Genomic DNA, 20,636 nt, shown 5'->3' on the forward strand with positions numbered 1-20,636 from the left:
CTTACTCAGCGGATCTTGGTGAACACCGACTTCTCTTCCAGATAGGGATCGAGGCCGTTCGGTCCGTGTTCCCGGCCCCAACCCGACTGTTTGTATCCCCCCGTCGGCAGGTGGTAGTCGCCCGCGCTGTGCACGTTGATGCCGACCCGGCCCGCACGCAGGCGCCGGGCGACGGCGTGTCCTCTGGCGGCGTCGCCGGTCCAGATGCTCGACGACAGGCCGTAGTCCGTATCGTTGGCCAGCGCGACGGCCTCGTCGACGTCGCTGAACGGCAGAATCGACACCACCGGGCCGAAGATTTCCTCGCGTGCGGGTGCCGCGTCGGGCGAGATCGCCGTCAGCACAGTGGGTTCGATGAAGAATCCGCCGTCGCCGGTCCGTCCACCGCCCACCGTCACCTCTGCGCCGCCAGCACGCGCCGCGTCGACGTAGCCGATCACACGGTCAAGCTGTTTGCCCGAGATCAGCGGACCGATGTCCGCCTCCGGGTCGGCGTAGTAGCCGGGCCGGGTGCGACGAGCGATAGCGGTCACACCGTCCACGACACGGTCGGCCACGCGCTGGTCCACCAGCAGCCGGGACCCGGCCGAACACACCTGTCCCGAGTTGCTGAAGATCGCTGCCGCTGCCGCGGGAATCGTGGTGTCCAGGTCGGCGTCGTCGAGAACGATGAACGGTGATTTTCCGCCCAGCTCCAAGGTGAGCCGCTTGAGGTTGCCCTCGGCTGCGTGGACCAGGCGCTTCCCGACCTCGGTGGACCCGGTGAATGCGATCTTGTCGACGTCGGGGTGGGCAGCCAACGCGGCACCGGTGACGTGGCCGCGACCGGTGACGAGGTTCACCACTCCCGCGGGCACGCCCGCCTCGATCACGAGTTGACCGAGTCGCAGAGCGGTGAGGGACGTCTCCTCGGCCGGTTTGAGCACACCCGAGCACCCGGCCGCCAGCATCGGGGCAAGCTTCCAGGCCGCCATCAGCAGCGGCGCGTTCCAGGGAACGATCATCCCGACGACCCCGATGGGTTCCCGCCGGGTGTAGGCGTGGATGGGCTCGCCACCGACAAGGACATCCGTCGCCACCCCGTAGATGTGGTCGGCGAGCCCTGCGTAGTACCGGAAGCCGTTCGCGGAACCGGTCACCATCGCGCCCAGATAGGCGGGCGGCTGGCCCTGATCCACGCACTCCAGGAGGGTCAGCTCGTCGTGGTGCTGTTCGATCAGGTCGGCGATGCGCCAGAGCACCTTCGCCCGTTCCGATCCGGGCCGACTGCGCCAGCGCCCGTCCTCGAAGGCCTCGCGGGCCGCTGCGACGGCGTCGTCGATGTCCGTCTCGTCACCGCCAGCGATCAGGCCGACGGGACGGCCCGTCCCGGGGTCGAGGGTCTCGAAAAGTCCACCGGCCCGGGGGGCCACCCAGTCTCCCCCGATAAGCAGCTTCCCGCCGGCGCTGCCCAACAGCCCGGCTACATCGATATCTGACACGTCCGCTCCCATCTCCGACCTCACCTGTCCGGCACGCGTTGTCACGCGGCCGGGACGTCGACCTCGATGCGGATGATCCGTCCCGGTCGTGCTCGTTCGGACCCGTCCGCCGGAGGCGTCGTGGCGGCCAGGTTCGACATGGCCGCAAAGAGCGAGATGCCATCGGGGCCACCGAGCGCGACGTCGAACACGTCGTCGTCGAACTCGATCACGTCCGTCACCTCACCACCGTCGAGCACCCGACGAGCTTGCTTGACGTGCGGGAACGCGACCCAGAGCCCACCGTCACGGTCCAGTGTCGATCCGTCGGTCATGTCGTCGAACTGGGCGAAGAGTTGCCCCGGCCCCAAGGAGCCGTCGGGCTGGATCGCATACTTGACCACCCTGTGCGCGAAGCTGTCGCAGCAGATCAGGGTGCAGCCGTCCGGGGTGATCTGCATCGTGTTGGGCATCGACAGACCACCGGCTACCTTGCGGATGCTCCCGTCGAGGTCCACGAGCAGGATCCGGCCGGCGCCCTCGAGCCTCTTCTCGTTCGATCCGTGGTCGATGAGGTCGTGGGCTTTGCCGAAGCTGGAGATATAGATTCGGCCGGCGGCGTCGACGACCGTGTCGTTCGACCACGAATCGGCGACGCCATCGACCTCGATGTCATGGAGCACGTGTATTTCGCCGTCGCGGGAGGTGAGGAGCCGCTCGAATCGTCCACCGACGATCAGGGTGCCTTCGGGCGTCCAGGCAAGACCGATCGGGTACTCTCCCGGAAACGCCAGCCGGCCACGCACGGCGCCGCCAGCGTCGACGGTGATCACTTCGTGCTCCTCGATGTCACAGAACCACAACTCGTCGCCCCGCCACCGCAGTCCCTCGGGGAAGATCAACCCGTCGATGATGGTGGTGCGCGATTCCTCGTCGACCATGCGGTACTCCTTTTCAAATGCTGCGGAATTGGTCACCGGCGAAGCCTCACCTGTTTGGCGTCTGCGATACCGTCTGCCCCGTCAGCACGGCAAGCACCACGGCCAGGTCTCGTTCCATCAGTTCAGCGACCTTCTCGTTCATTGTCCTACTTCATGAATGCTGTGTAATGACCGATTTCAGGGTTGTTTGTTACCGGCAGCCCGCTCTGGGTCCGGCGATATCAACACGGTGGCCGGTCGGAAGAAGAGTGCGAGAGTGCCAACGCCTCCCGCCAGTCCCACCACGGCTGCGACCGTTCCACCGAGGACTCCGTTCGCTGGGTTCTCCCCGAAGAGCACATGGTCGATGCTGACGGTTCCAGACCCGGCCACCGCGACAACGAAGGCCGACAGCCCCAAGACGAGGTTGTATTCCCACCCGTTTCCGACAATGAAGAAACCGTTGCCGCGGTGCACCGTCCACGCAGCCACGAGCATCAGGGCGATCACCAGCGCCGCGGCGAGCGGTGTCAGCATTCCCAGCACCAGCAGGATTCCCGCTGCCACCTCGGTTGACCCTGCGAGCAGAGCATGGAATCGTCCCGGCTTCATTCCGATGCTCTCGAACCATGCCGCTGTGCCCGGAATCCGCCCACCGCAATAGAATTTCGCGTAGCCATGTGCGGCGATGACAACACCGAGAGTCACCCGGAGAATCATCAGGGCTGTGTCGACGGCGTCCATACTCACCTCGTTTCCACTACGTTTCGGTCGAATCGGGCCCTCGGCTCGCTCACCGTGCGAGGAGCGCGAGCGCCTTCTCGTACTCGTGCACGAGCACTGGGGTGCCCGCCTCGGTCAGGGCCGCAGCCTTTCCTTCCGACAGTGCCGTCTCGTAGGTCTCGACGATCGCTTGTGCGGCTGCGATCTCCTGGTGCCCGGGACTGAAGACGTCGTTGATGATGTCGACGTGTGGCGGGTAGAAGGTCGTCATGGTGGTGAAGCCCATGCGCCGCGAATCCTCGACCCGGTGGCGGATCTCGGTGAGGTCCCGGATGTTCTCGGCGTAGGCGATGTCCGTGACAGCCAATCCGTATGCGGCGCCGGCGAGCACGGTGAGCGACTTGGTCACCAGGAAGATCCGATTGAGCGCACCCCCGGGTTCGTACAGTTCGATGCCCGCATCCAGGCTGATGTCGGCGGGTCCGGACATCAGTCCGATCACGCTCGGATGCGCCGCGATCTCACGGACATTGAGCACGGACTCCGCGGTCTCGATGATCGCGAAGATGTCGGGATCGGCACCGTGTGCACGGAACTCCTCGAGTACCTCGTCGACGCATGCGGCAGACCGGATCTTGGGATACGCCACCACATCCGGCTTGGCTGCCGCGAGCGCCTGGACATCAACCTTGCCCCACTGGGTGCTGAGGTGGTTGACGCGCGGCAGCAGCAGCTTCTCACCGTCGAACGCCTTCTCCGTGAGCGAGCGGACGACGCGGTCGCGCGCCTGCTCCTTCCGGTCCGGCGCCACGGAGTCCTCGAGGTCGAGGAAGATCATGTCGGCGGGAATGTTTGCCAGCTTCCCCCACTTGTGGTCGTCCATGATCGGTGTCTCGAGGATGCTCTTGATGGTGCGGTAGTTGTAGCGGCCACGATGTGCAGACATCAGATGACACCTTTCTCGCGGAGGTCGACCAGTTCGGCAGCGTTCCTGCCAAGCCATTCACCGAGGACGAGGTCGTTGTCCTCACCTAAGTGGGCCCCGGTCCGCCACACGGAGCCGGGATGTTGGTGCATGCGCGGTACCACGCCCTGCATCTTGACGGACCCGAGGTCCCGATCCTCGATCGAGATGATGTCCTCGCGCTCGGCATAGATCGGATCTTCGAGGATGTCGGCTGCGGAATAGACCCGCGAACCCACCACCTCCCCATCGGCCATTTCCTTGATGGCGACGTCGGCGGTGCGGGCACTCATCCACTTGTGCAGGAGGGTGTCGAGCCGCTCCTTGCGGGCGGTCTGCTGTTCCACGGTGCGGTAGTCCTCGGCGGGCTCACCGAGCATCTCCGCGATCCTCTGCACGGACCGTGGGGTTCCTGAGGTTACGGTGATCCACACCTCGTCGGCGGTGAGAAAGGTGTTCACCACCGCGGCCGGGGCGACCGCCAGCTGGTTGCCGGCACGACCGGGCACGGTGCCGAGCTGGTCCGCAATGATGACCTGCCATTCGATGAGGCGGAAGAGCGGCTCGAACAACGCGATATCGATCCATTCGCCGGTGAAGTCCGACTCATTTCGTCGCACCAGCGCTGAGGCGATACCGAAGGCACCCATGAGTGCGGTCACGCTGTCGCCGTGGGAGAAACCGGTGTGGATGGGCGGTCCGTCCGGGAAGCCCGTCAGGTGCACGACGCCGCTGCGGGCCTCGCCGACCTTGCCGAATCCCGGGTCGTTGCGCGCGGAGCTGGTGGCACCGTTGCCGGAAATCTGCAGCATCACGAGCTTCGGATGCTGTGCATGCAGGGTGTTCCAGTCGAAGCCCCACTTCTCGAGGGTCGAGTACCGCATGTTGGTGATGAGCACATCGGCCCACGCGATCAGCTCCCCGGCGAGCTTCCGCCCCTCGGGCTGACGTAGATCCAGGGTCACCGATCGCTTGTTGCGTCCGGATACCTTCCACCACAACCGGACTCCGTCCTTTTCCGGACCTTGGAATCGTGCGGTGTCCCCGGTGCCCGGCGCTTCGACATGGACGACTTCCGCGCCGAGATCGGCGAGCAGGGTGCCGGCCAGCGGGCCCGCGATCACGTGGGCCAATTCCACCACTTTGACGCCGGAGAGCACCCCTCCACACGGACCTGGTGCGTTGTTCGTAGTCATGATTGAACTCCTCTCGTAAGTGCCGTGGACGGGCCCTGCGCGTGCCAGCCCATCGAAGACCGAACACGGGGAAGGACTTCCGCTCCGATTAGTTCGATCTGACGCAATACCTCGGCGGGGTCGGCCTCGTCGGCGTCGACTCGGATATTGAGCGCGGAAGCACCGGACGTCCTCAGGTCCTCGACGAGGGCCTCGGCAACCGCGCCGGGTCCGCCGCTGATGACGCTGTTCGGCGACGCGGTCAACCACTTCTCTCGGCCCGACGACGCCTCCAACCACAGCCCATGGCGGCGGTCCGCGGTTGCCGAGTCCCCGATGCACACCCGCCTGATCAGGACACAGCTCCGGTTGCCACCCGCCTCCTCGTAGTGCCTGATCAGCGATGCAGTCGCTGCTGCGCTGTCGAGTGACATCAACAGCAGACCGACATCGGCGTTCGCTGCCCGACGGGCGCCGAGCGGACCGGCCACACCTACCAGTACGGTCAGGTCTCGAACGCGGGCGTCGGCGATCGCCGCGTCGTCGGTAATCGGGTGCGGCGCGTCTCCGGGGCGTAGGACGCCGGTCAGGGTGTTCAGATGCGACCAGAACGTGGCTGATCGCGTCTCGAACTCGGCACCCAAGGCGTCGAAGTCGCGCTTCTGGTAGCCGGGGACGAAGCCTGCGGCCACACGGCCTGGGTATGCAGCGTCGATCCAGGCGAGATCTTCGGCGACAGTGTAGGGGTTGCGCAGCGGCAGGATGCTCGGTGACGCTGCGGCCCAGCCGTGGGGCATGTCGGCCAGAATCAGGCCGCACAGCAGGATCGGGTTCGGGAAGTACCCGGGGAAGCCGCCATGGTGCTCGCTCAGGGTCACACCGTCGAAGCCGCAGTCCGCTGCTACGTGGGCCTCACGCCGCAACCGACGTATCGCCTCCGCCGCGGGTCCCGCGCTCGAGTTAAGTCCGATTCCGATGGAACCGGGCCCGAGCGGCAGCCCGCTTCTCATCTGCCACCGTCCAGAATGGATCGGGCCGAGTCGATCAGCGTGGCGATGGTCGGGGGTAGCTGTTCTTGGAAAGGATCGACATGGCGTCCTTCGCGGTGACGGCGCAGGTTGTGGGCCATGACGGCGGCCAGCTTGAACCGACCGAACGCGTGGAACCAGTCGATATCCGCGATGTGGGACGCACCGGCGGAGTAATACGTCTCGAGAAGCTCGTCCGCCGTTGGCATGCCCTCGACCGGTGCACCGACTCCGGGGAACAGGTTTGGGTCGCAGAAGGCCAGGAACCAGCCGAGATCGACGCCGGGAGTCGTCGCGGTCCAGATCTCCCAGTCGATGATGCCGGTGGGGGTAACGCCATCGAAGAGAACGTTGCCCAGTCGGTAGTCGCCGTGGACGAGGACCGAGGCTTCGACGGTGGAGGGCATCGTCGCTCGCAGCGCGTCGGGTAGCGCGGAGATGCCGGGTGCATCGTCTTCATAGGCAGCGGCCGCAACCTTTGCCCACCGGGCGAGTTCGGCCGCGATATCGGGAAGTTCGGAGTCCGCTCCGGCGACCATAGTGATCGGTTGGCGATGCAGTACGCCGAGCATCCTGGCGGCGGCATCTGCGCGGGCCCTGACGACGTCCTTGTCGAAAACCCGTGTTGAGGAGTTCAGGACGGGCTCGGCGGCTTCGCCGGCGCAGCGTTCCATTACATAGAACGTCCATACCCCCGATCCGCGGGTGAGAACCTGGGGGACGACGAGCTCGTCGACGCCCCCCAGCGCGTCGAGGATGTGGGCCTGCCGCAGGACGTCGTGGCGGCCTTTCGGCTGCCGGCCATGGGGGGCGACCTTGATGACCACCTCGGCGACACCGTCGGTGTCGGTCTTTTTCGCTGCGAGCGTGATACCCGAGTGTCCGCCTTCGAGCACCTCGAGCGACGAGACGGCTGAGCCGGGCACGTCCTGGGCGAGCGCCTCGTTGATGGCGTCCTCGAGCCCGGGAAATTCCTGCGGTTCCATCAGTAGACCCCGATCAGGTCTGCGGGTTCGCCGCCGACGTGGATGCGTCCACCGTCGATGCGGATGGTCGTTCCGGTGATCCATTCCGCCTCGTCCGACAGCAGGAAGCAGATGGCCGACGCGATGTCGGTGGGCTGCCCCAGCCGGCCGAGCGGGACGAGCCGCTCCTCTTGGGGCCCGCGCTCACCGTCCCACAGGGCACGGGCAAGTTCGGTGCGCACCAGGCCTGGCGAAACAGCGTTCACACGAATGCCTTTCGGGCCCAGCTCTCGCGCGAGGGTGGTGGTCAGACTCGCCAGTGCCGCCTTGCTTGCGGTATAGGGTCCAGTGACCGGATGCACCCGTTCGGCGCCGGTGGTGAGCACGTTGACGACCGCGCCGTTCTGCATGCCGGCGGCCACCGCGAGCTGGACGAGGTTCAGCGCCGGCCATGTGTTGGCGAGCATGGTCTTGTGGAACGCATCCTTCGTCACGTCCATCAGCGGCCCGTACGACGCGGACGTGGCCGCGTTGTTGACGATCAGGTCGAGACAACCGAACTCGGAGAGTGCCGCATCGACCAACCCACCGGGCAGGGTCTCCGAGTTGATGCTCCCGGGGACACCGAGCGCACGGCCACCCGCATTCTGTATCTCCTCGACTGCCTCGGCGAGAACCTCGGGCTTGCGGGCGTTCATGACGACGGCGGCGCCGTCGGCGGCCAACCGCTGAGCGACCGATAGGCCGATGCCGCGCGACGCTCCGGTGACAATCGCGACTTTCCCGGCGAACCTCTTGTCCGAGCCGAATTCGGGTGTAGTCATGGGTTTCCTTCGCTGAGATTCCTGAGCGGGACATCCGGGCTGCGTGCCCCGACAAGGGCACGCAGCCGTGCCATCAGCTGATGTCGATTTTGTAGAGCTCGGCGGCGTTGTCCTGCAGGACACGCTTGATCGTGTGTTCCGGAAGCCCGCTCAAGACTCGCGCGAAGTGCTCGCGCGGACCGGGGAACAGGCAGGTCGGGTGCGGAATGTCCGTCTCGACCAGTACATTGTTGATGCCGATGTCCTCGAGCAGCTTCGCCGCGCCGATCTCCTCGAACCAGAACATCGCGAACAGGTGGTCCCGGAAGTACTCGGTGGGCCGGCGCTTCGCAGCGGCGAGTTCGTGATCGTGGGTGACCATCTCGTCGAACTGGAACTCCATCGCCTCGAGGATGAACGGGATCCATCCGATACCCGACTCCGCCGAGACGACCTTCAGGTTCGGGTAACGGTCGAACAGATCGGACATGCACAGGTTGACGATGATCCGCACGTTCGACATGAACATCTGCGTTGCACCCACGGCGAGCTGCCGCTGCTTACCGAACGACCGCCACGCAGGCTTGGCGACCCCGGTGACGTGGGGACCGGCGGTGCCGGAGGCCTTCTGTCCGATGTTGCCGCGCATGGCTTCCAAGTCTTCGCGGCGCGCACCCGCACCGATGTGGAAGTTGGGCACCGCAGCGGTCTGGTTGAACAGGTCCCACATCGGATCGAAGTAGGACTCGGGCAGCTCGGGCAGCCCGATCAGCTCCGGCTTGTCGGACAGGGTGAAGCCGCGCATCCCCTTGTCGATCAGACGGGTCATCTCCTTGATCGTCAGGTCCATGTCCCAAATCGGTAGAAGAGCCTGCGGGAACAGGCGACCGTTGGACTCGATCTGTGTCTCCATGAGGAAGTCGTTGTAGACCTGCAGGACGGTTGTGCGCTCGACCTCATCCTCGATTGCGAAGACGTGGTTAGATGCGAAGCCGATGCCGTTCGGGTAGAGGATCTGCGCGTGGATGCCCTGGTCATCCATCAACGCTAGGCGTTCCTTGGTGTCCCACGACGAAATATCGATGTTCGAAAATGGTTGCACGACATGAGCGCCGAGAACCTTCTCGCGTCCGGTCGAGATCGTGTTACCGCCCGTGCTTGCCCATACCTCGTCGTGCAGGTACCACGCGGTGATGCCGTCGATGGTCTTCTGGACCGGCACGCGGCCCTGCATCGCAGCAGGCACGCGGGAGGTCCACAGGTCGGCGGGCTCGGTCAGGTGCGCGTCGCAGTCGATGATCTTCACATCACGCAGTGCATCGGGGACGTGAGTCTCGGGCAGTGTTGCAGTCATGTCGTTCCAATCTGTAGATGGAAAGGTGGGGCTCACGAAATCCGGCGGCGGAAGGCGAAAGTGCTCCGGTCGGGGTGGTACTCGAATACGGCGACCTCGATCTCGTCGCCGACGATGACGTCACCGTCGACCAGTCCGATGACGCGGATTCCCTCCGCGAAATCGGTGACGCCGACGTTGTAGGGCGGCTCGATGAGCGCTCCGGGCGGCGGGGCGGTCACCTCGGTCAGGGCCGACAGCCGACCACGGGAGAGGCGCGTCTCGTGTATTACGCCGCCACATGCCGGGCATTCGGTGACCGTTGGGAAGTGGGTGCGGCTACAGGCGTCGCACGTCGACGCGAGTAGGGACGTGATCTCACCCACCGACGCGGGGACGTACCGCTGGTCTGCGGTAGGAGTAGTCGGGGTCATCGCTGCACCACCACTACGCAGGCGTTGTGTCCGGCGCCCATCACGTGCGCCATGCCGATTTTGGCGTCTTCGACCTGGCGTGCACCGGCGGCGCCGCGCAGCTGGGTGACGAGCTCGTGGATCTGCCCGAGACCCGATGCGCCGAGCGGTTCACCCTTGGACAACAAACCTCCGGAAACGTTCACCGGTATGCTACCTCCGAGAGTCGTAGCGCCGGAGCGTAATAGCTCCGCTTCTTCGCCCTTCTTGCACAAGCCCAGATCTCGGTAGGCGATGAGTTCGGATGCGGCGTCCGTGTCCTGGCACTCCACGACGTCGATGTCGTCGACGCCGACGCCCGCCTGGGTCAGAGCTGCCTCTGCCGCGCGGGCAGTGATGCTGGTCAGGTCGGACTGAAGGGACGGTGCCGGAACGAACCAATCATCGGCGCCTCGCGACACGAGGCCGATCCCACTGATTCGAATGGAGTTGTCGAGTCCACGCCGTGCTGCCTCCTCCTTGTGCATCAGCACCACGGCCGCAGCACCCTCGTTGGGTGTGCACAACATGAGAAGGGTTAGTGGGTCGCACACCGGTCGGCTTGCGAGAACTTCCTCGCGAGTAATCTCTCTGCGGTACATCGCGTTCGGGTTGTGCACTGCGTGCTTGTGGTTCTTCACCGCCACATCGGCGAGATCCTCGACGGTGACATCCTTGTCCCGCATCAGGTCCTGAGCCTGGAACGAGAAGTACAGCGGATTGACCCCGAGGCCCGACTCGACCTGCCAGCTCTCGAACCCGGCACCCGCGACGAACCCGCGAGGAGCCTTTTCGACACCCACGCACAGGACCGTCCTCGCGGCGCCCGACTCGATCAGGGACGCACCGAGAGACAGCGCCGAACCACCCGATGCACACGCAGCTTCCACGTTGATGATCGGCTTCCCGATGTACCGCACGCGATTGACGATGTTGTGTCCCTTGGCCATCTCGGCACCGACGTTCGCCACGAGGACCATGTCGACGTCCTCCGGCTGGAGAGCCGCGTCGGCGAGACAGTCCCGCATTGCGACTTCGCCGATCTGTCGGTACCCGTGGTCGAAACGACCGAAGGGATGAATACCGACACCAACGATTGCTACGTCTTTCATCGCCCGCTCCTTTCCGTGTAGTTCGTGGTCCGTGTAGTTCGCGATCACAGTGTGGCCAGTCGCGGCGCGTCCGAGCGGCCGACCAGAATGTCGCCGATCTCGTCGATGACCTGATCGGAGTCGCCGAAAAGTGCCTCGACGACGGTGATTCGACGCACCAGCTCGTGCAGGCCGAACTCCCACGTGAACCCCATTGCCCCGCAGAACTGCTGGGCTGCATCGACCGCTTCGCGGGCGGCTCGCCCGGCCCAGGCCTTCGCCGCCAGCGCTGCGAGCAGGTCACCCGAACCGCGCGTCGATTCGACAACGGCCTTCGCGGCCGCCAGGGCCGTGTTGGCGTCGACCAGCCGATGCTGGACCACCTGAAAGGCGCCGATCGCCTTGCCAAACTGCTTGCGTTCGGTGACGTGCTCGACGGCCCGGCCCAGGGCACGTTCGGCAAGACCGATCAGCTCGTGGGCAACAGCGCGCAAGGCCCGTACTTCGACTTCGTCCCACCGCAACCCGTCCACCGGGGTGCAAGTGCGCAACGACGCAGTGCCGATTACGGTGTGCAGTCCCAGTTCCGGATCGATCCCGTTCGCAGGCGTGGTGGTCACGGCGTCGGAGGAGACGAGCACGGCACCCTCTGCGGTGTGCACCAGAAACGGACCGGCCTTGTGCGGGTTGATCGCGAGGCCGTCGACCGCGATGTCGCCCTGCCGTAGTCCGGGCGCTGTGTGTGTGCCCAGTAGGGGCAGCACCGCCGTCCACGAGGTGTCGAACGCGGAGCCGCTGACGATCAACGACAGCAGGGTCGAGGTCGCGCCCGCGCGCCCTTGAAGCGTCATCAGCGCATCGACGAGCTCATCGTCGGAGTGCAGTTCCTCCTCGAGACCCGCGCCCACTAGTTCGTCGACCAACGCGTACCTGTTGGGCTGCTCGAACAGCCGAGCGGCGGTTTCGGTGATCAACTCGCGTTCGTCGGCGTTCATGACGACCGTCCTGCGGGCAGGCGCAGCACGTGCTGTGCAACGATGTCGCGTTGCACGTCGACGGCGCCACCGAAGATCGAGGCGGCGCGGCTATAGAACCATTCGTCGCGTAATCTCGTCGATTCGAGGTCGTCGCTGACGACAAACTCCTCGAACTGCGCCTTTCGGGCCGCGTCGAACGTCGCGCGCTCCGCGGACGACAGCAGCATCTTGTCCACCGACACCACCGGGCCCGGATTGCGGCCCTCCGCGAGGGCCGCCACGGTTGTGGCGCAGCGGGCACGAAGCGCAGCCAGCAGGACGTAGGCTTCGCCCACCGCCCGCGAGGGCCGGGTGTCCCCCGGGCGCACTCTGCCCGCGACGGTGGCGAGTCGGTGATGCAGGATCGACTGGCGCAGCCACGCGTACATTCCACGCTCGTACTGCAGCAGGAACATCGCGACGCCCCAGCCGCCGTCCTGCGGACCCACCCGGTGCTCGGCGGGGACGTGGACATCTTCGAAGAACACCTCCGCGAACTCCTCGCGGCCGTTCGCCGCGACGATGGGCCGCACCGTGACGCCGTCCGATGCAAGGTCCACCCACAACATCGTCAGGCCGCGGTGGCGACTCTCGGGGGTGCCCGTCCGGGCGAGGACCATCGCGTAGTCCGCACAGGGACCGAGGGTCATCCAGATCTTCTGCCCGTTGAGCAGGACGCCGTCGTCGGTTACGCGCGCGGAGGTGCGGACCGACGCGAGGTCGCTGCCGGCCTCGGGTTCAGAGAACCCCTGTCCCCACACCTCTTCGCCGCGCAGATAAGCCGGGAGATGTTCGGCCGCGAGCTCGGGCGAGTAGTGCGCCAGCACCGGCGCGACTGTCTCGAGGATGACGAAGACCTCGGGAATCTCCACCCCGGCGGCGCCCAGCCCGTCGTAGAGCGCCGCACGGTGTAGCTCGGAACCACCCCGGCCGCCGATCTCCTCGGGCCAACCCCACCGCGACCAGCCGGCCTCGTAGAGCAGGGCCATCAGTTCGCGGGCGTGCTCCACTTCGCCGCGCACCCCGCCTTCCACCGGTCGGCGAAACTTGTCCAGGTTGTCGCTGTTCTCATCGATCCACGCGGCTAGAACAATGGTGTACTCGGCGATGGTCCGAGTTGCTGTCGACGTCATGTCTGTGCCCGTTCGTGTACCTGAACAGCCGTCTGCAGTTCCTGCAGCGCGTTGATCGCGCCGGGGAAGCCGACGTAGACGACAAGCATCCGCAGGGCGGACTGGAGCTTGTCGGCGGGGATCCCGCCCTGCAGCCCACCGTGGAGGTAGTTCCGCAGCTGGTTGGTGCGCCCGGTCGCGGCCAGGGCGGTGATCGCGACGAGCATGCGCTCCTCGAATGACATCTCGTCGCCGTCCCAGACGTCACCGAAGATGAACTCGTCGGACCACTCGCCGAGTTTGCCGTCGAGTTCGATGAGGGCCTGCTGCAACAGCGGGGCCTTACGTCCTTGTGCGCGTTCGCGCAGCGCGCGGCCGGTATCGGTGGCCATCGTCATCTCCCGTGCTTCACGAGGGTGGACGCGTACTTCTTGCGTGCCTGTTCGGTCAGGGTGGGAATGTGCTGGGTCGGAAAGACTCCGTCGGTCGGCTTGTACTGCGTGAGGAGTTGCTTCGCGACCCCCAGGGTGTGGATCTCGCTGGGGCCGTCGGCGAGGCCCACGTGGAGGCCGTTGACGAGCATGCTGACAAATGGCATCTCTTCCGACAGGCCCAGTGAGCCGTGGATCTGCAGTGCCTTGGTTGCGACGTCGGATAGCACCTTGGAGGCAACGACTTTCACGGCCGAGATATCCATCCGGACGTTGTTGTAGTCGTTGTAGCGGTCGATCTTCCACGCGGTCTGGAGCACGAGGAGTCGGAACTGCTCGATCTCCATCCACGCCTCCGCGATCATCTGCTGCACAAGCTGTTTCTGCGCGAGCTGTTCGCCCTGTGTGAACCGGGACAGTGCCCGCTCGCACATCATGTCCAGGGCCAGCTTCATGTGGCCGACGCTGCGCATCGCGTGATGGACGCGACCGCCGCCGAGCCGGGTCTGAGCGACGGCAAAGCCCTGACCACGGTCACCGAGCAGAGCATCCTTCGGTACCCGAACATTGTTGTATCGGATGTAACTGTGGTCGCCGCCACCGTCGCCCTCGACCCAGCCCGCGACCTGGACATGGCGTACGAACTCGACACCCGGAGTGTTCACCGGTACGACGAACATCGACATCCGCTTCGAGATGTGAGCCTTAGGTTCGGTCACCGCAAGCACGAGAAGGATCTCTGCCCAGCGCGCGTTCGAGGAGAACCACTTCTCACCGCTGATGACCCACGAATCGTCGTCCTCGACGGCGGTGGTGGTGAACACCTTCGGGTCGGATCCACCCTGCGGCTCGGTCATCGAGAAGGCCGAGAACGTCGTGCCGTCGATCAGTGGCTTCAGATAACGGTCCTTTTGCTCCGAAGTGCCGTAGTGCGCGAGGATCTCAGCGTTGCCCGTGTCGGGCGCGGCGGTACCGAACACGATCGGGCCGACCGTCGGCCCTGGGCCGCTGCGACCGAGTATCTCATTCAGGAGTGCAAGCTTCAGCTGGCCGTACCCGGGTCCACCCAGCTCCGGACCCAAGTGACACGCCCACAATCCCTGTCGGCGCACCTCCTCCTGCAGCGGGGAGATCAACTCCTGCCGAACAGGATCGGTCAGGTCGAGTGGGTGCTTGATGACGTACTGTAACGGTTCGACTTCGTTGGTCATGAATTCGTTGGCCCAGTCGAGCTTCTGCTGGAATTCTGGGTCCGTCTCGAAATCCCACATACTTTTCAAGCTCCTCGGAATGGGGAGAGGTGCGGATTCTCGTGAAGGTGGTGTATCGCTGGCTCGAATCGAGCGGCCGGCCGCGAGGCGAACATTCACTGTAACAGTAGAATAGTTCGCATAGTTCGAATGGTCAAGGGTGGCTTATGCTTCGGTCTCACGAAGTCATCCGGCGCCCAGAAACAGACGACCACCGTTCACCGTCGTTCACAAAAGGGAGGCCGGTCGAACGGTGGTCGCCACGCCACGCGAGAGACGTGGACTACAGACCGATCAGGCTCAGCAGGCGGCTCTTGTCTGCGATTGCAGAGGCAGTATCGGCCCGCGTGTAACCCTCGGGCATCGGAACGGAGTCAGGAATGTCCGGCAACGGAGATGCCGCATATCCCCTGTTGAGAACCTCCTGCCCCGCACGGGTCAGCAGATAGTTGACGAAGAGCTTGGCTGCGTTGGGATGCGGGCCGTCGGCCGAAGCGGCGACGTAACCTTCGATGCCCACCGTCGGTTCTGGATAGACAGTCGCAACCGGTGCGCCCTCGTTCTGCAGAGCAAGCGAGCCGGACAATGCAGCCGGCGCCATCAGCACGGACTCTTGCGCGGCCACCTGCTGAGCCGCGGGAACCGCACTGTCGAGCCTCGTGGGGGACTGCTGAGCAATGGACTTCAGGAACCCTGTTCCGTAGTTGTCCTCGAGCATCCGTAGCCACGCCAGGTAGTACGGATTGTTCGTCGGGTCGACCATCGCAAACCGGTTCGCCGCCCGCTCGTCGAGCAGCGAATCCCACGACGTCACCTTCGCTGGATCGAATTCGTCTGTGTTGACAGTGATTCCGATCGGCTGCGTGTTGACCATGACGTAGTGGTTGTCCGGGATGAATTCGTCGGGCCACTGCGCCAACGCAGGAACCTCCGACTCGTTGAGATCGGCGAACCAGCCCTTGTCTTTCGCATCGTCGAAGAAGGCGGTCTCGGGAACGTGGAGAACGTCCGCGACTACCTTTCCTGCTTCTCGCTCGGCGTTGTAGCGCTGGATGAGGGTGTTTCCGGGGAACCGTACGACGTCGACCTTGATTCCGTAGGCCTTTTCGAAGCCGACCAGCACGTCGCCGATGGCGAACTCGGGAATGGGGGTGTACCACACCACGGTCCCTTCAGCCTGAGCTGCAGCCAAGATGCTGGATTCGGGCAGGCCGGCGTCGGGTGTCGGGATGGCGCCTCGTGTTTCCGATTCGCCACCTCCGCAGGCCGCCAGTGTCAGTGCGCCGACGGCGAACACCGCGCACGCTTTCGTTCTCACAGACAGATGCATGAGTTCTTCCTTTTCAGATATATGGAGCGAGGACGAGCGATGGGCCCGCCTACTTGACCAACCGAATCCTGTCGCGCATCCACATGACCGCCAGAACAACCGAGCTGGCAACGACCGTCATGAGCACACCCAGCGCGGCCAACCGCGGGTAGGTGCCACTGGTCCACAGGTCGAGGATGACGAATCCGACTACTGGAGTGTGGGTTCCAGCCAGCATCGATGATGCGGTGATATCCCCGGTGATCAGAACGAACAGAAGCGACCATCCAGCGATCAGGCTCGGCGCCATCAACGGCAGAAGCACACGTCGGAATGTGGTCCCACCTGCTGCACCGGACGTCGCGGAGGCTTCCGCCAATTGACGCCCCACCTGGTGATATGCCGCAGACGAGTAGAAGGCCGCCTGGGGGATGTACAGGACTATGTAAGCCAGCAACAGGATCGCGTAGGTGCCGATCAAGTAGAACGGCGCACCTGCAAACGCAACCACGAACGCTACCGCGAGGATGATGTGGGTGAGCGTGGCCGGAATCTTGACGACCCCGTCGAGCACTTGCGTGAGCTTCGATCGTCGCGACTCGACGGCCATTGTGATGAGCGCACCGGCAACGATCGCGACTGTGGCTCCCGCCAGGGCCAACAGCACGCTGTTTTTCAATCCGCCCCATACCAGTGTGTTTTCGAACAGCGACTGATAATTGGCGAGGGTGAGGTCTGCGAAGGAGAAGTCGGCCGTCCAGTACCGCTGGAGCGAGACTGCAACGAGGCCGGCCAGCGGAAGTACCGCAGTCAGCGCCATGAAGCCCAACATCGCGATACGGACCGGAAGTCGCCAGCGGCCGAGTTGTAGTGCCGCCGAACGCGCACCCCTCCCGGAGATCGTCGCATAGTTACCCGAACGCACCAATCGCCTCTGGAGCAACCAGCATAGAGATACCACCGCCACGATGACCAAGCTGAGGCCGAGAGCACCAGCCTTGTTGCTCGGATACTCCTGGGCCACCATGTGAACGATCTCCACTGGCAGAACATCGATGCCTGCAGGAGTGCCGATTACGAGCGGGATCGAGAACAAGGCGAATCCCATTGTCGCAATCAACAGGACGCTCGCGCCCAGCGAGGGACGCAGACTGGGAAGCGTCACCCGCCTGAATGTTGTGAACGCCCCCGCACCCGACGAGCGTGACGCCTCTTCCAGAGCAGGATCGAGTGACTGCAGGCCACTGCTGATAGTCAGATACGCGTACGGCGTCAAGAACAAGAAATATGCGAATATCAAACCTGGCCACGAGTGGATATTGAGCGGGCCCTCGGTCATATCGACGCCGACCAGGCCCAACGCATCTCGGATGAGCACATTCAACAGTCCGGCATTGCTCGATGCCAGGAATACCCAGCCCACCGCAGCGGCGATCGACGGGATGAACATCGGGATCAGGGGTAAGGATTTCGCGGCGAATCCGAGCCGCGCATCTGTTCTCTCATTCACCCAGGCGAACAAAGCCCCGGCCCCAAGAGCAAAGATGCCGGCGACTCCGACAGCGACCACGGTGTTGACCGTCATTGTCAAGGTGTGCGGCTGCCAGAACGTGGACCACATCGCCCCCCACTGGGAAGCTTCCGATCCGACGCCCAGCAGTCCCAGAAGGGTGCGCGCCAAGGGATACAGAATCAGAAAGGCCACTACGGCCGCGACAGCCCAGCACAGCCCTCGGAACGAGAACACGGCCGGCGCTCTGCGACGGTTCGGTTCGACTACCGGGTCCGGCGATGGGCGCTCGAGGAGGGATGTGCTCATTTGACGAACACCTGCGCCTTGGACTGGTCGAACCCGATGCGGACGTTCGTTCCCACTGTCGCCCACGGCATGTCTTCGGACCACACGTGCACAGACACCCCGTCGAGTTCGACGACATAGTCGCTGTAGTGTCCGAGCAGGGTCGCGGACGTGATTTGCCCCAGCAGCCCGGTAGTGGACGAGGGGGTTTCGGGGGTCAACCACCAGTCGTGAGCCCGAACGGACACGATGACCTCGTCGTGGGGCTTGCCCACGTCGGTAGCGATCTTCCCGACCACGGTGGACGCAACCTTGCGTCGCTCCGCTCCGCCATCGCTCTCGACTTCAATTGTTCCCGAGATCAGATTGCTGGTACCGATGAACTCCGCCACGTGGCGCGACTTCGGGCGATAGTAGATGTCGCGGGCGTCACCGATCTGGACGATCTCGCCATGATCGAGGACGACGATCTTGTCGGCGAGATCCATCGCTTCGGCTTGGTCGTGAGTCACGTAGACCGCTGTGAACCCGAATTCCTTTTGCATGGACTTTAATTCGGCGCGGAGCTGCTCCCGTACCTTGGCGTCGATATTCGACAGCGGCTCGTCGAACAGCACCACCTTGTTCCCGGCAACCACGGCCCGCGCGAGTGCCACCCGCTGCTGCTGCCCGCCGGAGAGTTCACCGATCTTCCGATCTCGGAGATGACCGATCTGCATCGCCTCCATGACGGCCACCACACGACTTTCCACATATGCACGCTTCGGTCGCGCGGAGCGCGGACCGACCGTCAACGGGTACGCGATGTTCTGGAACACCGTCATATGGGGCCACAACGCGTAACTTTGAAAGACCATCCCGACGGGTCGCTCCTGCGCCTCGAGCAGGACACGCCCTTCTTGGACGGCAACCGCAGAACCGATTTTCACGGTGCCCTCGGTAGGCTTCTCCAACCCCGCCAAGCACCGCAGCAGCGTCGTTTTTCCACAACCACTGGGACCCAACAACACCCAGAACTCTCCAGAAGGGATGCGGAGATCAACATCGGAGAGGGCGGTGAACTCGTGCCCCCTGCTGTCGACGTAGTCCATACGCAATCCGATGACTTCCACCTCCCCGCCTGTGGGAGTGCCGACTCCGGTTTCAACCGGCCTTGTACGCGTGCCTAAAACACTCATCTGACTCCTCCGTGGATGCAATAGAATTCGCCCATCATTTGGCGGCGAGTCCCGAGAGATGAAAGAAGCAAAGTCCCCCGAATGCCCGCAGATGCGCACATTCCAGGACATAGTGAGGGATTGGTGCCGGAGTACCCATGTGCAGCTGGCGAGGAGGCGCTGGCCGACTCCGCATCGCCGATCACGCGCCCGAGCATGCGAGCACCGCTCCCCCCACGGTCGCGCGCGGAACCGACCGCCCACTCACACCTGAGGCTCGCATGGACAGAGTCGGCGTCCGCATCAATGCCGACTCGGGTGCGACGTAGCGCGAAGTCCTCGGTTCATACATTTGCGTGCCTTCCTCGGACGAAACAGAAGTGCAATCCGTCAGCCAGCCGCTGGCCTGTTCTAACGTCGACTGCCCGCATGGCCGCTGTGAACTGACTCACACTTTCGGTGAGAATAGTTCGAATAGTTCGCTTGGTCAATGCCCGCCGCAATGGGCCGGTCCCGGAAGTACCGTCACCACATGCCTGTGCGATACAGGCAGACGAGCAGTCGATGCCACGCCGGCCCCTACGGCAGCCAGGGAAGCCCTTCACGTCGCCGACTGGCAACAATCTCGTTACCTGAGTTCTCGATTGCAGCCTCGAACAGCAGCCTTCTCGTATCGTGACTAGTCAGGCGGCCTCCCATCGCCGAGCCCGCGGGCGAGTTCGAAACTAATGTTCGTATTATTCGCATAGCGGGGTAGAATCCATATGTGGAGAAGCGTGGGGGTGCAGTGAACAGCACGAGGCCAGGAACACGCAGGCGAGGCGAACTTCGCTCCGAGAAACTCTCGGAGCTGATAGCGCGACAAGTACTGCACGACATCGCCGACAAAAAACTCGCCCCTGGCACCCAGCTGCCGGCCGAGACCGCCATGTGCGAGCGCTTCAACGTCGGCAAAGCCTCCGTCCGCGAAGCAATGCGCATCCTGGAGATCAACGGTCTCATCTCCATCCGCACCGGCAGCGGCGGCGGACCCATCGTCGGCTCCACCGACGGACGCGGCTACGGAAGCATGTCCACCCTGCACTTCCAGTCCATAGGCGCCACACTGAGAGACCTCATCAACGCCCGCGCCGCACTCGAGCCGATCTTGGCCGCGCAGGCTGCGGCTCGGCCAGGCCCCGAAGCCGGCAACGCGCTGCGTGCCGCGCTGGAGAGTTCGCTGCAGGTCTCGCGAACCGATCCCGACAAGTTTGCGAGTACCAACTCGGACTTCCACGCCGTCCTCTACTCGGTGAGCGGAAATCCCATACTGGCCTTGACCGCTCGCGCGCTCAGAGATATCTGGTCTGTTCGCGTCGAATCCGTCATGCTGCCGGAAGACGAACGACACGAAGTCGAGAACTCCCACAAACGCATCACCGAAGCGGTCGAACAGCACGACGCACCAGAAGCCCAAAGGCTGGTGCGAGAGCATGTCGAGTTCTACAGGGACTTCTGCGAAGAGAACTACCCGCACATCCTCAGCGACATTGTCGAGTGGTGGTGACCGCAGCATCAGCGGTCGGCGTGTGACGTCGGCGCGCAGTCGTGACCGAGGAAGTGACACAGTTTGGGAAACACGACGACCAACTCTCCACCACGTGAATCGA

General features: G+C 64.1%; 19 protein-coding genes. 1 reads left to right on the forward strand and 18 read right to left on the reverse strand.

What is annotated here, in order from left to right; all coding sequences use genetic code 11:
• Positions 1 to 5: 5 nt before the first annotated feature.
• The 18 genes from ACFWAY_RS31720 to ACFWAY_RS31805 form a co-directional block, all read right to left on the reverse strand.
• Complete coding sequence (locus ACFWAY_RS31720) at positions 6 to 1,481, reverse strand: aldehyde dehydrogenase family protein (protein ID WP_378513313.1); 1,476 nt, start codon at positions 1,479 to 1,481, stop codon at positions 6 to 8.
• A gap of 41 nt (positions 1,482 to 1,522) precedes the next feature.
• On the reverse strand, positions 1,523 to 2,437 hold the full coding sequence (locus ACFWAY_RS31725) for an SMP-30/gluconolactonase/LRE family protein (protein ID WP_378513314.1): 915 nt from the start codon (positions 2,435 to 2,437) through the stop codon (positions 1,523 to 1,525).
• Positions 2,438 to 2,578: 141 nt separating this feature from the next.
• Complete coding sequence (locus ACFWAY_RS31730; protein WP_378513363.1) at positions 2,579 to 3,124, reverse strand: DoxX family protein; 546 nt, start codon at positions 3,122 to 3,124, stop codon at positions 2,579 to 2,581.
• A 49-nt stretch (positions 3,125 to 3,173) separates the two neighbouring features.
• The gene (locus tag ACFWAY_RS31735) at positions 3,174 to 4,049 is read right to left on the reverse strand and encodes an HpcH/HpaI aldolase/citrate lyase family protein (RefSeq protein ID WP_378513315.1); all 876 of its coding nucleotides are present in this window, start codon (positions 4,047 to 4,049) and stop codon (positions 3,174 to 3,176) included.
• The gene (locus ACFWAY_RS31740; protein WP_378513316.1) at positions 4,049 to 5,263 is read right to left on the reverse strand and encodes a CaiB/BaiF CoA transferase family protein; all 1,215 of its coding nucleotides are present in this window, start codon (positions 5,261 to 5,263) and stop codon (positions 4,049 to 4,051) included. Before ACFWAY_RS31740 ends, ACFWAY_RS31735 begins: the two co-directional genes overlap by 1 nt.
• Positions 5,260 to 6,252, reverse strand: coding sequence for an LLM class flavin-dependent oxidoreductase (locus ACFWAY_RS31745; RefSeq protein WP_378513317.1), 993 nt, complete (start codon positions 6,250 to 6,252; stop codon positions 5,260 to 5,262). Before ACFWAY_RS31745 ends, ACFWAY_RS31740 begins: the two co-directional genes overlap by 4 nt.
• Positions 6,249 to 7,256 (reverse strand): phosphotransferase family protein, encoded by a 1,008-nt coding sequence (locus ACFWAY_RS31750; RefSeq protein WP_378513318.1) that lies wholly within the window; start codon positions 7,254 to 7,256, stop codon positions 6,249 to 6,251. Before ACFWAY_RS31750 ends, ACFWAY_RS31745 begins: the two co-directional genes overlap by 4 nt.
• On the reverse strand, positions 7,256 to 8,059 hold the full coding sequence (locus ACFWAY_RS31755) for an SDR family oxidoreductase (RefSeq protein WP_378454798.1): 804 nt from the start codon (positions 8,057 to 8,059) through the stop codon (positions 7,256 to 7,258). Before ACFWAY_RS31755 ends, ACFWAY_RS31750 begins: the two co-directional genes overlap by 1 nt.
• Before the next feature lie 73 nt (positions 8,060 to 8,132).
• A complete protein-coding gene (locus ACFWAY_RS31760) occupies positions 8,133 to 9,392 on the reverse strand; it encodes an amidohydrolase family protein (protein ID WP_378513319.1) in 1,260 nt (419 codons plus the stop codon).
• 32 nt (positions 9,393 to 9,424) lie between these two features.
• Complete coding sequence (locus tag ACFWAY_RS31765; protein WP_378454796.1) at positions 9,425 to 9,805, reverse strand: Zn-ribbon domain-containing OB-fold protein; 381 nt, start codon at positions 9,803 to 9,805, stop codon at positions 9,425 to 9,427.
• On the reverse strand, positions 9,802 to 10,935 hold the full coding sequence (locus tag ACFWAY_RS31770; protein ID WP_378513320.1) for a thiolase family protein: 1,134 nt from the start codon (positions 10,933 to 10,935) through the stop codon (positions 9,802 to 9,804). The genes ACFWAY_RS31765 and ACFWAY_RS31770 overlap by 4 nt, the downstream gene beginning before the upstream one ends.
• Before the next feature lie 44 nt (positions 10,936 to 10,979).
• Entirely contained in the window at positions 10,980 to 11,909 is a 930-nt protein-coding gene (locus ACFWAY_RS31775; protein ID WP_378513321.1) for an acyl-CoA dehydrogenase family protein, read from the reverse strand.
• A complete protein-coding gene (locus ACFWAY_RS31780; protein ID WP_378513322.1) occupies positions 11,906 to 13,063 on the reverse strand; it encodes an acyl-CoA dehydrogenase family protein in 1,158 nt (385 codons plus the stop codon). Before ACFWAY_RS31780 ends, ACFWAY_RS31775 begins: the two co-directional genes overlap by 4 nt.
• The gene (locus ACFWAY_RS31785; RefSeq protein WP_378513323.1) at positions 13,060 to 13,434 is read right to left on the reverse strand and encodes a carboxymuconolactone decarboxylase family protein; all 375 of its coding nucleotides are present in this window, start codon (positions 13,432 to 13,434) and stop codon (positions 13,060 to 13,062) included. The genes ACFWAY_RS31780 and ACFWAY_RS31785 overlap by 4 nt, the downstream gene beginning before the upstream one ends.
• Positions 13,435 to 13,436: 2 nt before the next feature.
• The gene (locus tag ACFWAY_RS31790; RefSeq protein ID WP_378513324.1) at positions 13,437 to 14,744 is read right to left on the reverse strand and encodes an acyl-CoA dehydrogenase family protein; all 1,308 of its coding nucleotides are present in this window, start codon (positions 14,742 to 14,744) and stop codon (positions 13,437 to 13,439) included.
• Between the two features lie 262 nt (positions 14,745 to 15,006).
• Complete coding sequence (locus tag ACFWAY_RS31795) at positions 15,007 to 16,053, reverse strand: ABC transporter substrate-binding protein (protein ID WP_378513325.1); 1,047 nt, start codon at positions 16,051 to 16,053, stop codon at positions 15,007 to 15,009.
• A 49-nt stretch (positions 16,054 to 16,102) separates the two neighbouring features.
• Complete coding sequence (locus ACFWAY_RS31800; RefSeq protein WP_378513326.1) at positions 16,103 to 17,617, reverse strand: ABC transporter permease; 1,515 nt, start codon at positions 17,615 to 17,617, stop codon at positions 16,103 to 16,105.
• A gap of 230 nt (positions 17,618 to 17,847) precedes the next feature.
• Positions 17,848 to 19,119, reverse strand: coding sequence for an ABC transporter ATP-binding protein (locus ACFWAY_RS31805; protein ID WP_378513327.1), 1,272 nt, complete (start codon positions 19,117 to 19,119; stop codon positions 17,848 to 17,850).
• A gap of 634 nt (positions 19,120 to 19,753) precedes the next feature.
• Here ACFWAY_RS31805 and ACFWAY_RS31810 point away from each other — a divergent pair.
• Entirely contained in the window at positions 19,754 to 20,533 is a 780-nt protein-coding gene (locus tag ACFWAY_RS31810; protein ID WP_378513328.1) for a FadR/GntR family transcriptional regulator, read from the forward strand.
• Positions 20,534 to 20,636: the final 103 nt, after the last annotated feature.

Source organism: Rhodococcus sp. NPDC059968 (assembly GCF_042738615.1).
Classification (GTDB): Bacteria; Actinomycetota; Actinomycetes; order Mycobacteriales; family Mycobacteriaceae; genus Rhodococcus_F.